Below are 14567 nucleotides of genomic sequence, written 5' to 3'. Positions count from 1 at the left end.
TCAGGCGCTGGAGTCCGAAGGCGGTGTCCCCACGGGACAGGCCTCGGGCACGGCCTCCATCAAGGCCTGGCGGGCCTCCTCGAAGTCGCGCAGGGCGGAGTCCACTTGCGCGCTCAGGTGCTCCGTCGGCTCCTGCTGTGAGCGGGCCTCCAGCTCCTCGCAGGTCCGCGAGAGGCGCGCCGCGCCGAACAGGGCCGCGCTGGAGCGCAGGCTGTGCGCGTGCCGGGTCAGCGCGGCCGCGTCGTTCTCCTCCAGGGCGAGACGGAACGCTGACAGGTGCTTGTCGGCGTTGCGCAGGAAGTCGCGCACCAGCGTGGCCAGCTCGCTCCGGTCCGGGCCGGTGAGCAGCTCCAGTCGTTGGAAGGCTGCCGGGTCGAACGCGACGGCGGGGGGCGCGGGAGGCGGTGCGAAGCGAGGCGCCTCCGCCGCGTTCTCCAGCGCCGCCACCAGCACCGACGCCTCCACGGGCTTGGTCACGAAGTCGTTCATCCCCGCCTGGAGACACAGCTCCTGGTCTCCCTGGATGACACTCGCCGTCATCGCGATGATGCGAGGGTTTCCATAGCGCCGCGCGTCCGCCCGGATGCGCCGGGTGGCCTCCAGGCCATCCATCTGGGGCATGTGGACGTCCATGAAGACGACGTCATACGGCTCGCGCTCCAGCGCGCCGAGCGACTCCTCGCCATTGCCCGCGACGTCGGCCTCGTAGCCCAGCTTCTTGAACAGGCGCAGGCCGACCTTCTGGTTGATGGGGTTGTCCTCCACCAACAGGATGCGCAGCGGCAGGCGCTTGCCCAGGGTGCCGTCCAGCTCGACGGTGGGCCGCGTGGGGACCACCTGTCCTTCCTTGAGGACGACTTCGAGCGTGAAGGTGGAGCCCACGCCCACGGTGCTCTGGACGCGGATGGCGCCGCCCATCATCTCCGCCAGCCGCAGGCTGATGGCGAGCCCCAGGCCCGTGCCGCCGTAGTGGCGGCTCGTCGACGCATCCACCTGGCTGAACGAGCGGAAGAGCCGATTCATTCGCTCGGTGGGAATGCCGATGCCCGTGTCCTGGATGGTGATGCGCAAAGGCCAGCTCTTCGCTTCGGCGTCGGGGGGCGCCTCTCCCTTCGAGACGTGGATGGAGACGCCGCCCTCGTGGGTGAACTTGAGCGCGTTGCCCACCAGGTTGACGATGACCTGCCGCAGTCGCGTCTTGTCGCCAAGCAATGCGTCGTGCACGTCCTCGTCCACCGAGTGGCGCAGGTAGAGCCCCCGGGTGGACGCCTGGGGGCTCAGCAGTCCCATGCACTCCTTGATGCCCTGGCGCAGCGAGAAGGACTGGCTGTCGAGCTCGAAGGCTCCAGCTTCAATCTTGGAGAAGTCGAGCAGGTCGTTGATGAGGCGCAGCAGCGCGTCGCCGCTGGTGTGGATGACATCGACGCACTCCTGCTGCTCCTCGGTGAGCGACGTGTCGCGCAGGAGCTGGGCCATGCCGAGCACGCCATTCATGGGCGTGCGAATCTCGTGGCTCATGTTGGCCAGGAAGCTGGACTTGGCGGCATTGGCCGCGTCGGCCTCCGCGCGCGCCGCGTCCAGGGCCACGTTCTTCTCGCCCATCGCGGAGAGGGCGTCCTGGGCCTCGGTGACGTCGAGGAAGGCCCACAGCCGGCCGCGCGCGGAGCCTCGGCGCGCGGGGACGCAGGAGACGGACAGCGTCTGGTGCGGTGACTCGAAGTGCCAGAGCATGTTGCGCAGCTCCGGCTCGCTGCCGTCGAACATGCGCGCCATCCGTTCCTCGATTCGCGCGCGGTTCGTCGCGCGCTCACGCAGGGTGGCCATGGCGCGGGACATGAGGTGGGCGGCCACCTGTCCCTCCGGAAGGCCGAGCAGCGTGGCACCCGGCTTGTTCACCCACGTCTCCACGCGGTTCTGCTCCAGGAAGACGAGCCCGCAGGGCACCGCGTCGGTGATGGAGTCCACGCGCGCGCGCAACGTCTCCGTCGCGCCTTCCAAATCGCACTCGCGCGCGGCGGTGAGCAGGAGCCCGGACAAGGCCCGGAGGGCTTCCTGCTCGGTGGGCGTGAAGGGCGAGGTGTCCTGGCGAAGCAGGACCAAGCCCCCCTTGCGGTCATCGACGGACTGCCACGGCAGCACGGCCATGGCCCCGCGCAGAGACGCCGGAAGCGCCAGGTCCGTGGGGCTCGGCTCGAAGAAGCGCCACTCCGCTTCGCCCAGCACCCCTCGGAAGAGCAGCTCTCCCAGGTGGGCCAGCCGGGGGCGCGTGGCGGGGGTGCCCGCCAGTTCGAAGACGGTGACAGCGTCGATGCGGCGCAGGCTGACGGCCACGTCCGCGCGACAGGCCTGGCGAATCACCTCCAGCACCCTCGCGAGCTGGCCGCCATCCCGGAGGGACAGGGCCTTCACCGAGGCCACCATCAGCTCCGTCACCGAGGGGTCCACGCTCGGTGGTCCCGGGGGCTCACCCGGGTCGGAGGCGTCCTTCCGCGACAGACTCACGAGGCGGCGAGTGCCTTGGCGATGAGCGTGTTGACCTCGTGGGGCGCGGTCAGGTGCGGCAGGTGTCCCTGATTGGGGACGTGGTGAAGCTGCCCCTGGGGCAGGCTCTTCGCCAGGTATTCGCCCACGCTGTTCGGGACGGCGAAGTCGTTGAGCGGCTGGACGACCCAGGCCGGAATGGTGAGTCGGGCGACCTGCTCGCGGAAGTCGGACTCGAAGATGATGCGAATCACGCCGATGGCGATGTCGGGTCGCAGCGCGACGAGGGACTCGGAGAAGGCCCGGACCATCTCGGGTGTCGCGGAGGGGCCCACGGCGGCCTGCGCGAAGCCGCTGGCCCAGGCGTCGAAGTGTTTCTCGATGGTCTCGTACAGCGCGTCGATGTCCGGCCGCTCGAAGCCGCCCAGGTAGTTGGGGGCGTTCATGTAGCGCGGCGACGCGCTGATGAAGAGCATGGAGCGGAAGAGCTCCGGACGGACCAGCCCCGCCAGCAGGCCAATCATCCCGCTCATGGAATGGCCCACGTAGAAGACATCGCGCGCCTGGACGGCCTCCAGCACCTCAATCAAGTCCAGCGAGTAGCTCTCCAGACTCGCGTAGCGATGCGGACTGTAGGCCTCCAAATCCGAGCCCTGGGCGCCCACATGGTCGAACAGGACGATGCGGTGCGTGTCCTCGAAGGCACGCACCTGGTTGTGCCACGCTTTCTGATTGTTGCCGAAGCCGTGGGCAAGCACGAGCACGTCGTCGCCCCTGCCGACGACCTGCACATTGTTTCGAGTGAGGACCGTCTTGGACATGGCTGGACCAGTCTAAGCCAGGCACCACGTCAGCGCCGACCAGCCCCGCATGCCCACGGGTCGACCAATCAACGAAGTGTCGCGTTGACCCACCCGACCTCGTGGAAACCCCTGAGCCCGCATTGGGTCGGGAAACGTGGGTGTCATTGACGCCAGGGCAAGCGCGCGCGACGCGAGGCCCGTGCCCGGTCGGCCATGTCAGACATTCGTCCCGTCAGCCCCGGCACAGAGTGAGGCGCCATTGTTGGCGGCCGCCCACTCGAGGGCAGGACGGATTGAGAGGGATTCGGTCGGCGATGACAACGGGCGCGGGAGGGGTGCGCGCATGGGGTTGGCAATCGTCTTGATGATGGTGGGCATGATGTCGGTCACTCCGGAAGGCCCAGAGGCACGTCGTCCCGGCACGACGGAGTGGAGGCTGAGTCAGACCGCCACGGGCGCCCAGTTGGAGGGATACGCCGGAGCGACCAGCGTGCAGCGGGGCGAGTCCATTGACATCCACGTCCGCACGGACGGCGCGCGCCCCGTGAGCTGGGAGCTCTTCCGCATGGGCTATTACGGGGGCACCGGCTCCCGGAAGATGGCGTCGGGCGGCCCCCTCACCATTGGCCCCCAGCCCACGCCCGTGGCGGACCGGACGACGGGACTGGTCGAGTGCCGCTGGCCCACCAGCTTCACCGTCCCCACGCAGGCGAGCTGGCCCAGCGGCGTCTACCTGCTCAAGCTGCGGCGCGACGACGGGCCCCAGTCCTACGTCATCTTCGTCGTCCGCGCGGACGAGCGGAAGAACACGGGCGTCCTGCAGATTCCGTTCACCACCTTCCAGGCCTACAACGCCTGGGGCGGCGAGAGCCTCTACGCCGACTCCCTGGGACTGTCGGGAGGCCACGCCAAGGTCGTCTCGTTCGACCGTCCCTACGTGGATGGCAATGGCGCGGGCGAGTACTTCTACGCCACGCACAACTTCGTGATGTGGGCCGAGTCGAAGGGCTACGAGCTGTCCTATGTCACCAATGTCGACGTGGACAGGGACCCCTCCCTGCTGCTGGGGCAGCGGCTGTTCCTCTCGGTGGGGCATGACGAGTACTGGTCCCGCCCGGCCCGGACGGCGGTGGACGCGGCGCTCGCGTCAGGTGTGAACCTGGCGTTCCTTGGCAGTGACACGAGCTGCTGGCTCATCCGCCTGGAGTCCTCGACCGCGGGCGCGTCGCGGCGCAAGCAGGTTTGTTACAAGGACGAGGCTCGGACGGAGGACCCGCTCGCGGGCACGCCGCTCGTCACCGTCCGCTGGCGCAACGCGCTGCTCGGTGAGCCGGAGAACGGGCTCGTGGGGGTGATGTCCGACGCGTGGGGAATCATTCCCCAGCCCTACGTCGTGCGCACGCCCGGAGCCTGGCCCTTCGCCGGTACGGGGCTCGCGCAGGGTGACTCCATCCCCGCCGTCGTCGGCTACGAAATCGACCGCGCGTGGACGAACGGTGCTTCTCCCCCGGGCCTCATCCCGCTGGCGCAGTCCCCGGCCATCAGCAACAAGGGCGAGCCCAACTGGCACACCTCCGGCCTCTACACCGCGCCTTCCGGCGCGTTCGTCTTCTCCAGTGGCGGCATCTCCTGGTCTCAAGGTTTGTCCCATCCCCACTTCGCCGACCTCCGGGTGCAGCGCATCACCGACAACGTGATGCGCAAGGCGGGCCTGGTGCCCACGCTCGACGGGGACACCTTCGGCGCGCAGAACCCCCGGCCCGTGGACCGCACGGGCCAGTCCGCCGGGGTCTCCACGTTCGCCGGGAGCGCGTTCCAGGAAGGCTTCGTGAATGGCCCGGCGTCACAGGCGCGCTTCCGCAGGCCCGTGGGTGTGGCCGTGGATGGAACGGGCACGGTGTTCGTGGCGGACACGGGCAACCACGCGGTGCGACGCATCGCCAATGACGAGGCTCGCACCGTCACCACCATCGCAGGCACGGGGACGCCGGGCGTGGGAGAGGGGCCGGGCGCGACGACGGCGCTGCGCTCGCCGGAGTCCATCGCCATCGCCCCGGATGGCACCCTCTACGTGGCGGACACGGGCAATCACCGCATCGTCCGCATCGCTCGGGATGGACGCTGGACGGTGAGCACCTTCGCGGGCTCGAAGGACGGACGACAGGGCAAGAGCGACGGGGTGGGCACCGCCGCGCGCTTCCAGACGCCTGGCAGCGCGACGTTCGCGGGCGCGGACCTGTACGTGACGGACACCTTCAACCATCGGCTCGCGCGCATCTCGCCGGAAGGGAAGGTCACCACGGTGATTGGCGCCCGGGGTTCGGGCAGCACCAACGGCCCCGCCGCGCAGGCTCGCTTCCATCGGCCGACGGCGGTGGCCTTCGGCGGCGGCGCGCTGTGGGTGGTGGACACGGGCAACCGGCTCATCCGGCGGGTGGCGATGGATGCCAGCTTCACCACCTCCACCGTGGCCGGCGCCGTCACGGGGGGCTTCGCGGATGGAGCGGGAGGCGCGGCGCTGTTCCTGCCCATGCTGGGCGCGGCGTATGTCGACGGGCGATTGCTGCTGACGGACACCGGCAACGAGCGCATCCGCGCGCTCGTCGGTGGACAGGTGCGCACCTATGCGGGGACGGGGGCGCACGGCGCGAGGGACGGCGCCGCCGAGCAGGCGACCTTCAGTCTGCCCACGGGCGTCGCGGGACTGCCGAACGGAGACGTGCTCGTCGTGGACCAGGGCGCGTCGACGGTTCGCAAGCTGCTCGCGCCGTCGAGCGGCGGAGGCCCGCGTCTGGTGCCACGCATCACCGGAGGTCCCTTCTCCGGTACCTCCGCGCCGCTGGATGTGTTCCTCGATGCGACGACGAGCACGACGACGGACCCGGGGGGCTGGCTTCAGCGCTTCCGGTGGGACCTGGGCGATGGCACGACGTCCGACGCGGCGTACCTGGAGCACCGCTACACCCAGGTGGGCCGCTACACCGTCACGCTCACCGCGACGGATGGCAGGGGCGTGAGTGCTTCCACCACCCAGGTCATCCGCGTGGGCGTGACCGGGGAGGGCACGCCCTGAGTCGCGGCGAAGACGTCAGGACTTCGCGAAGGCGAGCAGGTCCGAGTGGAACTGCTCCCGGTGCGTCACGGAGAGGCCGTGCGGCGCGCCTGCGTAGACCTTCAGCGTGGAGTTCTTGATGAGCTTGGATGACAGGTGCGCCGACGCGCCGATGGGGACAATCTGGTCGTCGTCACCGTGGATGATGAGCGTGGGGACGTCGAACTTCTTGAGGTCCTCGGTGAGGTCCGTCTCGGAGAACGCCTTGATGCAGTCGTAGGCGGGCTTGAGGCCACACTGCATGCCCGCGAGCCAGAACGCGTCCCGCGCGCCCTGGGAAACTTTCGAGCCCGGGCGGTTGGCGCCGTAGAAGGGCGTGGTGAGGTCCTTGAAGAACTGGGAGCGGTCGGCGAGCACGCCAGCGCGGATGCCATCGAAGGCCTCGATGGGCAGTCCGCCGGGGTTGGCGGCCGACTTCAGCATGAGCGGAGGCACCGCGCCCACGAGCACCGCCTTGGCCACGCGCTTCGTCCCATGCCGTCCGATGTAGCGGGCCACCTCGCCGCCTCCGGTGGAGAAGCCGACGAGGATGGCGTTCTTCACGTCCAGGGTGTCGAGCAGCGCCGCGAGGTCGTCGGCGTAGGTGTTCATGTCGTTGCCATCCCACGTCTGCGTGGAGCGGCCATGGCCCCGGCGGTCATGCGCGATGCAGCGAAAGCCATTGGAGCCGAGGAAGTAGAGCTGCTCATCCCAGCTGTCGGAGCTCAGCGGCCAGCCATGGCTGAAGACGATGGGCTGACCCTTGCCCCAGTCCTTGTAATAGATGCGCGCTCCGTCCTTCGTCGTGATGATGCTCATGGGCGTGACTCCGAGGGGATGACTGCGATGGAGTCACGCTAGCTGTCGACGCCAGGGCTCCCCACCCCCGGGCGGGGCGGAGCGCGGTCCCCCTGTCGGGGGATGACGGCCTCACAGCGCGACAGTCGTCTCGAAGGCCCTGCGTCCGGTAAGCGTCCGGTGACGAACGCGGAGGCTGACTCGGTCCGACGTGGGCCGTGGGGCTGGCACTAGGGTCCTGACCCGTGGACCCAGGGGATGCAGGCAAGACACGGAGGAACACGGGGGGGCTCCAGAAGGTGGGGTCCTGGTTCCGTGCGGGCGCCTGGAAGAGCGCGGTGGCACGCGTCGTCTTCGTGGGCATGGCGTGGTGGGCCCTATGCGATGGAGACCCGCGCAGCTTCATCTTCGGCGTGCCCGTCGTCGCGACGGTGTCGGTGGTGAGCTTCCTGCTGAGTCCGCCCCGAAGCTACGGGTGGCGACTCACGGAGGTGGTGCGCTTCGCCGGCTACTTCCTCGCGGGCTCCGTCCACGGAGGCTTCGACGTGGCGCGCCGCGCGCTCGCGCCGAGCATGCCCATCTCCCCCGTGTTCGTCCGATATCGGATGAGCCTGCCCGGAGGCGCGCCCCAGACGGTGTTCAGAATCACCCTCAGCCTGATGCCGGGCACGTTGAACGCGGATGTCCTCGGGGACGAGCTGGTGGTGCATTCGCTCGTGGACCGGGGCGAGGGCATCCAGCACGAGTTGAAGAACCTGGAGTGGCGCGTGTCGCGACTCTTCGGACTGGGGCTGCCGCCGCCGGAGCCCGCGCATGCATGAGCTGCGCACGGGCCTGGCCTTCTTCCTGCTCCTGAACATCCTCGCGGGGATGGTGCGAGTCATTCGCGGGCCCACCGTCACCGACCGCTTCATCGTGGCGCAGCTCTTCGGGACGACGGGCGTGGGCGTCCTCATCCTGCTCGCGGCGGATGCGGGCAGGGATGCCTTGCGTGACGTCGCCCTGGTCTTCGCCCTGCTGGCGCCCGTCACCGTCGTGGCCTTCGTACGCTTCGCGGTGGGGAGCGACGCAGCCCCTGGCTCGGACAAGGAGCCGAGGCCATGAGCCCCCTGGACTTCCTCTCCGCGGCGTTCCTCTTCGGCGGCGGCGCCTTCTGTCTGGCGGGCACGGTGGGCGTGCTGCGCTTCCCGGATGTGTATTGCCGGCTGCATGCGCTCACCAAGGTCGACAACCTGGGCCTGGGGCTGGTGGTGGTGGGGCTGGCGCTCCAGTCGGGCTCGTGGGCGACGGCGCTCAAGCTGCTCCTCGTCTGGTTCTTCGTCCTCATCTCCAGCGCCTTCACCTGCCAGCTCATCGCCCGCGCGGCGCTCCGCGGCAGGGGCGCGGCGCCCTGGGGAGGACGGCGGGAGCCATGATGGATGTGCTGCTCGATGGCGTCCTCGCGCTGTGCCTCCCCTTGCTGGCGTGGCTGGTGTTGCGGACCGAGTCGCTGTCCCAGGCGGTGGTGCTCTTCGTCGCGTTCGGACTGCTGTCCGCGCTGGGCTGGGCGCGACTGGAGGCCCCGGACATCGCGCTGGTGGAGTCCGCGGTGGGCACGGGCCTCACCGGCGCGCTGCTGATGCACACGTTGAGTTGGACGGAGGAGACGCCGCCCGACATTCGCGCGCGGGGCCGGCGCAGGCCCTGGGCCCTGCTGGCGGTCGCCGCGTCCACGCTCATGCTCGGGTGGGCCGTGCTCGCGCTTCCCGCCGACAGCCCGGGGCTGGGGCCGCTGGTGGAGGCGCGACGGGAGGAAAGCGGTGTGAAGCACCCCGTCACGGCGGTGCTGCTGAACTTCCGGGGCTACGACACGCTGCTGGAAATCGCGGTGTTGCTGGTGGCCGCGTTGGGGGCGCGGGCGGTGAATCCGCGCAGCGAGCGGCCCACTCCGGACGCTGGAGATGACCCGCTCACCGGAGAGTTGTTCCGGATGATGATGCCGGCCCTGCTGCTGGTGGCGGGCTACCTGGTGTGGGTGGGGGACCATGGACCAGGAGGGGCGTTCCAGGCGGGCGCCATCCTCGCGGGAGGCGGCGTCGTGGCCCTCCTCACGATGCGGATGGGGCCGCCCCGCCTGTCGTCCTGGCAGGTGAGGTGGGCGCTGCTCACCGGGCCCATGCTCTTCATCGGCGTGGCGGTGGCGCCGCTGTTCACCGGGAGGCGTCTGCTGGAGCTCCCGAGGCCATACGCGGGCACGCTCATCTTCGTCGTGGAGCTGGCGCTGACGGTCACCATCGCCATGGTGCTGTTGATGTTCTTCCCAGGCACGCGTCCACCCAGGGCGGGAGCGGAGGGCGAGCCATGAACCCGTGGGCCGTCTACGCGCTGTCGGGTGTGGCGATGTTCAGCGTGGGGCTGGTGGGGCTCTTCTCCCATCAGCACGTGGTGAAGCGCATCCTCGCCTCGAACATCGCGGGCTCCGGAGTGCTGATAGTCCTGGTCGCCCTGGCACGGCGCGCGCCGTCGGGCGTGCCGGACCCCGTGCCTCATGCGCTGGTGCTCACGGGCATCGTCGTGTCGGTGAGCTCGACGGCGCTGGGCGTGGCCCTGGCCCGGCGCATGGCCCGGCTCCGAGCCGACGCGGCACGTGCTTCCGAGCCGCCGCCGGGTTCCGGCGGGGAAGGTCCATGATGGGGGGCACGGCCCTGATGGCGTGGTCCGTCGCCCTTCCGCTGATAGGCGCGGTGCTGTCGCTGCTGGTGGGACGCGCGGGGGTGCGCCTGGTCGCGGGCGTGGCCTCCGTGGCCACGCTCATCGCGTCATCGCTGGTGGCCTGGGAGGTCTCCACGCAGGGAGTGCTTCGCCAGCAATTGGGAGGGTGGGGCGCACCGCTGGGCATCGAGTGGCGCGCGGACGGGCTCGCCGCCCTGATGCTGCTGACCATCGCGGTGGTGGGGCCGCTCATCAGCGTCCACGCCTTGGACCACCTGGGGGACCGTGAGGACCGGGAGTTCCTCCCGCTGTGGCTGTTCATCTGGTGCGCGCTCAACGCGCTGGTGTTGTCGGCGGATGCCTTCAACCTCTACGTCACGCTGGAGCTGACGACGCTGGGCGCGGTGTCTCTCATCGTGGTGCGCAGGGATTTGCCAGGGCTCGACGCGGGCCTGCGCTACCTGCTCTTCGCGCTGCCGGGTTCGCTGTGCTACCTGCTGGGCATCGCGTTCCTGTACGGCGCCTACGCCACGCTGGATGTGGGGATGCTCGCCCAGCGCGTGCAGTCGGGGCCGGTGACGTGGGTGGCCGCGGGGCTGGTGACGGTGGGGCTGTGTCTCAAGACGCCCCTGTTTCCGCTCCACGTCTGGTTGCCACCGACGTACACGGGCGCGCCCACGCCCGTCACCGCGCTCCTGTCGGCGCTCATCTCGAAGGGCTCCTTCTACGTCCTCTTGCGGCTGTGGCTGGAGGTCTTCGCGCCCGTCCTGGACGCGGAGGTGGGGCAGCTGTTGGGCCTGCTCGGAGCGGTGGCGGTGCTGTGGGGCTCGGTCCTGGCGCTGAGCCAGACGCAGCTCAAGCGGGTGGTCGCCTATTCGAGCGTCGCGCAGATTGGCTACATGTTCCTCGTCTTCCCCATGGCGACCAGTGGGGCCCGCGCGGGGGTCATCTATCTGGTCGTCTCCCACGCGGCCGCGAAGGCTTCCATGTTCGTGGCGGTGGGCAACATCCATCAGGCGGTGGGCATCACCGAGCTGGGGGGTGTCCAGGGACTGGCCTACCGGATGCCCTTCACGTTCCTGGCGATGGCGTTGGGAGGCATCAGCCTGATTGGCATTCCGCCCAGTGGAGGGTTCATCGCGAAGTGGCTCCTGTTGAATGAGTCCATTGGCACTCAGCAGTGGTGGTGGGCGCTGGTGCTGCTGGGAGGCAGCCTGCTGGCGGCGGCGTATGTCTTTCGCATCCTCCGGGGCTCGTTCCTGCCGCTGCCTCCAGGCGTCACCGTGCGGTCCATTCCCCTGGGGAACGAGCTGGCGCCGCTCGCGCTCGCGCTCATCGCGCTGTTGCTGGGACTGGTGCCCTGGTTCCCGTTGGACCTGCTGGCCGTCGGTGCGTCGAGATGATGAACACCTGGCTGCCACTGTCCGTGCTGCTCAGCTCGCTGTTGCCGGGGCTCATCATCTTCCTGCTCGCCGAAGAGCAGCGGCGCACGCGCACGGTGCTCAACCTGCTCGCGGCGGTGACCAAGCTGCTGCTCACCGCGGTCATGGCGTGGGGCGTGTTCCAGGGGCGCCAGTACGAGACGCGGCTGCCCTTCTTTCCCAAGGCGGACCTGGTGCTGAGGGCGGACTCCTTCAGCCTGCTCTTCATCACCCTGTCCGCGGTGCTCTGGTTCGTGACGACCATCTACGCGGTGGGCTACCTGGAGGGGACGGACCACCGCAGCCGGTTCTTCGGCTTCTTCTCGCTGTGTGTCGCGTCGACGATGGGCATCGCGCTCGCGGGCAACCTGCTCACCTTCTTCCTGTTCTACGAGATGCTCACGCTGTCGACGTACCCGCTGGTCATCCACCGGGGAACGCCCGAGGCGCTGCGCGCGGGCAACGTGTACCTGCGCTACACGCTGAGCGGGGCCACGCTGCTGCTTGCGGGCGTGGTGCTGCTCTACTCGCTCACGGGCTCGGTGGAGTTCACCGAGCGAGGCGCGCTGGGCGCCGTCGCGTCACACCGCACCGAGCTGGTGGTGGCCTTCGTGCTGCTGATAGCCGGGCTCGGGGTGAAGACGGCGCTGGTGCCGCTCCATGGTTGGCTGCCGGTGGCGATGGTGGCGCCCGCTCCGGTCAGCGCGCTGCTGCACGCCGTCGCGGTGGTGAAGGCGGGGGCCTTCGGCATCACCCGCATCATCTACGATGTGTATGGCGTCTACCTGGTGCATGACCTGGGGGTGATGCAGCCGCTGGCCATCGTCGCCGCCATCACCATCCTCTACGGCTCGGTGCGAGCGCTCCAGCAAGGAGACTTGAAGAAGCGGCTGGCCTACTCCACGGTGAGCCAGGTCGCGTACATCGTGCTGGGTGTCTCCCTCTTCGGGACGGTGTCCACCATCGGTGGGCTGGTGCACCTGGTGCATCAGGGGGTGATGAAAATCACCCTGTTCTTCTGCGCGGGGAACTTCGCCGAGGAGCTGCACGTGCACCGGGTGAGTGAGCTTCGCGGCGTGGGGCGACGGATGCCGCTCACCACGGGGGCCTTCACCATCGCCGCGCTGGGGATGATTGGGATTCCCCCCATCGCCGGGTTCATCTCGAAGTGGTACCTGGGCATCGGCGCGCTGGAGGCGCATCAGCCCTGGATGGTGGTGGTGCTGTTGACGAGCAGCCTGCTCAACGCGGGCTACTTCCTGCCCATCGTCTACTCCGCGTGGTTCCAGGCCCCGCGCGAGGAATGGAAGCCGAGCACCCGGGGGTGGGAGATTGGGTTGCTCCTGCTGCTGCCCACGGTGGCCACGGCGGTGCTGTCGCTCGCCGCGGGACTCTTCGCCGGAGCGGAGCTCAGCCCGCTGGGCTGGACGCGGCTCATCACCGAGCGGGAGTTCCGTCCGTGAGTGGCCATGACCTTGCCTCGCTCGCCGTCATCGCGGCCCTGTGCGTGCCGCTGGTGCTCACGGTGGTGGTGATGATTCCCGTCCTTCGCGGCATCGGCATGGCGCTGGCGCCGTGGGCCGCGCTTCCGGCGCTCGGGCTGGGCCTGGGGACGGGGGCGTCCGTCCACTGGAAGCCGGTGCTGCTGGGGATGCGGCTGTATGCGCCGGACGAGGTGACGCGGACGTACCTGCTCTTCACCGGGATTCTGTGGCTCTTCTCCGGCCTCTTCGCGCGAGGGTATCTGCGCGAGGACTCGCGCCGGGCCTCGTTCTGGGGCTTCTTCCTGGCGACGCTCGCGGGGAACGTGGGCGCGGTGCTCGCGCAGGACGTGGCGAGCTTCTATCTGTTCTTCGCGATGATGACGTTCTGCGCGTATGGCCTCGTGGTCCACGAGCGCACCGAGGCGGCGGCGCGGGCGGGCCGCGTCTACATCATCATGGCCCTGCTGGGAGAGGTGTTGCTGCTCGCGGCCTTCTTCCTCACGGTGGGCACGCGCATCAACCTGTCGCTCGCCGAGGTGCCGCGCGTGGTGGCGGAGTCGTCCTCCCGCGAGGTCATCTGCGTGCTGATTCTGGGCGGCTTTGGCGTCAAGGTGGGTGCCCTCCTGCTGCACATGTGGCTGCCCCTGGCGCATCCCGTCGCGCCCGCCCCGGGCAGCGCCGTGCTCAGCGGCACCATCATCAAGGTCGGCGTGCTGGGCTGGCTGCGCTTCCTGCCGCTGGGGCATGCGAGCCTCCCCACGCTGGGCACCGTGTGCGTGGCGGCGGGGCTGACGGCCGCGTTCTACGGTGTCGCGGTGGGCCTCACGCAGCGCGAGGCGAAGACGGTGCTGGCCTACTCCAGCATCAGCCAGATGGGCTTCCTCACGCTGGCGGTGGGGCTCGCGCTGGGGGCCCCGGAGGCGGCTCCCGTGCTCATCGGCGCGGTGCTCGTCTATGCGGTGCATCACTCCCTGGCGAAGGGGTTGTTGTTCCTGGGCACGGGCCTGCTGCCCGCGACGGGCCGCAAGGGCTGGAGGGGTGTGCTGGTGTTGGTGGGGCTGACGTGGTCCGCGCTGGAAATCGCGGGTGCGCCGCTGACGAGCGGGGCCCTGGCGAAGCTCGCGCTGAAGTCCGCGGAGGCCGCCGCGCACGCATCGGAGGCCCTGCCGACGCTGCTCTCCCTCGCGGCCGTGGGCAGCACGCTCATCATGGCGCGCTTCCTGGAGCGCACCGTCCCCAAGGCCCCCGAGCAGGGCTCACCCGGGGCAGGGGGGATGTTGCTCGCGTGGGTCCTGCTGCTCGTCGTCGACACGGCGCTGCTCCTCTGGCCACCCGTGGGGCGCGAGGAGCTGCCGCACCTGCTCGAGTCGAAGAGCCTCGTCTCGGCGGCGTGGCCCGTCGTCGCCGGCGTGCTGCTGACGGGGCTGGTGTGGCGCTCGCGTCGGTGGCGCTCCTGGCGCGTGCCGGAGATTCCGCCCGGCGACGTGCTCTGGCCCATGGCGCGGGTGCTGCTTCCGGGCTGGCGCCTGCTGACGGCGGACGCGGACCGCGAGCCTCCCCAGCAGGAAGACATCGGTGAAGGCCCCCCGAGCCGGTTCGCGCGGTTCCGGCGCGCCTCGCTCGACGAGTTCGAGAACGCCGAGGAGGGCCTGAGCCAGCTGAGCCATGTGGGCCTCGCGCTGCTGCTGTTCCTGGGCGTGTTCCTGCTGCTGCTGGTCCGGTGAGACGACGCCAGGGATTGCTTCAACCCCTGGCGTCCCTCCCGCTCAGTCGGTGGTCGACCGGGCGGGGATGAGCG

Annotated in this window: 12 protein-coding genes; 9 read left to right on the top strand and 3 right to left on the bottom strand. The window is 69.6% G+C overall.

The window, feature by feature from the left end; all coding sequences use genetic code 11:
* Together FJV41_RS11705 and FJV41_RS11700 are read right to left on the bottom strand one after the other, a co-directional pair.
* Positions 1 to 2502 carry a hybrid sensor histidine kinase/response regulator gene (locus tag FJV41_RS11705; RefSeq protein WP_141642534.1) on the bottom strand — a complete coding sequence of 834 codons (2502 nt, stop codon included), beginning with the start codon at positions 2500 to 2502 and terminating at the stop codon, positions 1 to 3.
* Positions 2499 to 3302, bottom strand: coding sequence for an alpha/beta fold hydrolase (locus FJV41_RS11700; protein ID WP_141642533.1), 804 nt, complete (start codon positions 3300 to 3302; stop codon positions 2499 to 2501). Before FJV41_RS11700 ends, FJV41_RS11705 begins: the two co-directional genes overlap by 4 nt.
* 325 nt (positions 3303 to 3627) lie before the next feature.
* On the opposite strand from FJV41_RS11700, the gene FJV41_RS11695 reads away from it, so the two are divergent.
* Positions 3628 to 6357, top strand: a complete 2730-nt coding sequence (locus FJV41_RS11695) for a N,N-dimethylformamidase beta subunit family domain-containing protein (RefSeq protein WP_141642532.1) — start codon at positions 3628 to 3630, stop codon at positions 6355 to 6357.
* 15 nt (positions 6358 to 6372) lie between these two features.
* On the opposite strand, the gene FJV41_RS11690 is transcribed toward FJV41_RS11695, so the two are convergent.
* Positions 6373 to 7194 carry an alpha/beta fold hydrolase gene (locus tag FJV41_RS11690; RefSeq protein ID WP_141642531.1) on the bottom strand — a complete coding sequence of 274 codons (822 nt, stop codon included), beginning with the start codon at positions 7192 to 7194 and terminating at the stop codon, positions 6373 to 6375.
* 317 nt (positions 7195 to 7511) lie between these two features.
* Between FJV41_RS11690 and FJV41_RS11685 the strand changes: the two genes are divergently transcribed.
* Genes FJV41_RS11685 through FJV41_RS11650 form a run of 8 tightly spaced genes read left to right on the top strand, consistent with a single transcriptional unit; the run spans position 7512 to position 14493 of the window.
* A complete protein-coding gene (locus FJV41_RS11685) occupies positions 7512 to 7994 on the top strand; it encodes a Na+/H+ antiporter subunit E (RefSeq protein WP_181790569.1) in 483 nt (160 codons plus the stop codon).
* The gene (locus FJV41_RS11680; RefSeq protein WP_141642529.1) at positions 7987 to 8277 is read left to right on the top strand and encodes an MrpF/PhaF family protein; all 291 of its coding nucleotides are present in this window, start codon (positions 7987 to 7989) and stop codon (positions 8275 to 8277) included. Before FJV41_RS11685 ends, FJV41_RS11680 begins: the two co-directional genes overlap by 8 nt.
* A complete protein-coding gene (mnhG, locus tag FJV41_RS11675; protein WP_141642528.1) occupies positions 8274 to 8588 on the top strand; it encodes a monovalent cation/H(+) antiporter subunit G in 315 nt (104 codons plus the stop codon). Before FJV41_RS11680 ends, mnhG begins: the two co-directional genes overlap by 4 nt.
* On the top strand, positions 8585 to 9517 hold the full coding sequence (gene mbhE / locus FJV41_RS11670) for a hydrogen gas-evolving membrane-bound hydrogenase subunit E (RefSeq protein ID WP_141642527.1): 933 nt from the start codon (positions 8585 to 8587) through the stop codon (positions 9515 to 9517). Before mnhG ends, mbhE begins: the two co-directional genes overlap by 4 nt.
* Positions 9514 to 9843 (top strand): NADH-quinone oxidoreductase subunit K, encoded by a 330-nt coding sequence (locus tag FJV41_RS11665; RefSeq protein WP_141642526.1) that lies wholly within the window; start codon positions 9514 to 9516, stop codon positions 9841 to 9843. The genes mbhE and FJV41_RS11665 overlap by 4 nt, the downstream gene beginning before the upstream one ends.
* Entirely contained in the window at positions 9840 to 11267 is a 1428-nt protein-coding gene (locus tag FJV41_RS11660) for a complex I subunit 5 family protein (RefSeq protein WP_141642525.1), read from the top strand. The genes FJV41_RS11665 and FJV41_RS11660 overlap by 4 nt, the downstream gene beginning before the upstream one ends.
* Complete coding sequence (locus FJV41_RS11655) at positions 11264 to 12748, top strand: monovalent cation/H+ antiporter subunit D family protein (RefSeq protein ID WP_217446545.1); 1485 nt, start codon at positions 11264 to 11266, stop codon at positions 12746 to 12748. Before FJV41_RS11660 ends, FJV41_RS11655 begins: the two co-directional genes overlap by 4 nt.
* Positions 12745 to 14493: a complex I subunit 5 family protein gene (locus FJV41_RS11650; protein WP_141642524.1), complete on the top strand. Its 1749-nt coding sequence runs from the start codon at positions 12745 to 12747 to the stop codon at positions 14491 to 14493. Before FJV41_RS11655 ends, FJV41_RS11650 begins: the two co-directional genes overlap by 4 nt.
* Positions 14494 to 14567: the final 74 nt, after the last annotated feature.

It is taken from the genome of Myxococcus llanfairpwllgwyngyllgogerychwyrndrobwllllantysiliogogogochensis (assembly GCF_006636215.1).
GTDB lineage: Bacteria > Myxococcota > Myxococcia > Myxococcales > Myxococcaceae > Myxococcus > Myxococcus llanfairpwllgwyngyllgogerychwyrndrobwllllantysiliogogogochensis.
Note: the sequence above shows the minus strand (reverse complement) of the source record. Positions and strands in the feature narration are given on the sequence as shown.

Coding starts and splice junctions, on each gene's coding strand:
- FJV41_RS11700 (WP_141642533.1), bottom strand. CDS start 3,302: ATGTCCAAGACGGTCCTCACTCGAAACAATGTGCAGGTCGTCGGCAGG.
- FJV41_RS11680 (WP_141642529.1), top strand. CDS start 7,987: ATGCATGAGCTGCGCACGGGCCTGGCCTTCTTCCTGCTCCTGAACATC.
- FJV41_RS11655 (WP_217446545.1), top strand. CDS start 11,264: ATGATGAACACCTGGCTGCCACTGTCCGTGCTGCTCAGCTCGCTGTTG.
- FJV41_RS11665 (WP_141642526.1), top strand. CDS start 9,514: ATGAACCCGTGGGCCGTCTACGCGCTGTCGGGTGTGGCGATGTTCAGC.
- FJV41_RS11660 (WP_141642525.1), top strand. CDS start 9,840: ATGATGGGGGGCACGGCCCTGATGGCGTGGTCCGTCGCCCTTCCGCTG.
- mbhE (WP_141642527.1), top strand. CDS start 8,585: ATGATGGATGTGCTGCTCGATGGCGTCCTCGCGCTGTGCCTCCCCTTG.
- FJV41_RS11690 (WP_141642531.1), bottom strand. CDS start 7,194: ATGAGCATCATCACGACGAAGGACGGAGCGCGCATCTATTACAAGGAC.
- mnhG (WP_141642528.1), top strand. CDS start 8,274: ATGAGCCCCCTGGACTTCCTCTCCGCGGCGTTCCTCTTCGGCGGCGGC.
- FJV41_RS11695 (WP_141642532.1), top strand. CDS start 3,628: ATGGGGTTGGCAATCGTCTTGATGATGGTGGGCATGATGTCGGTCACT.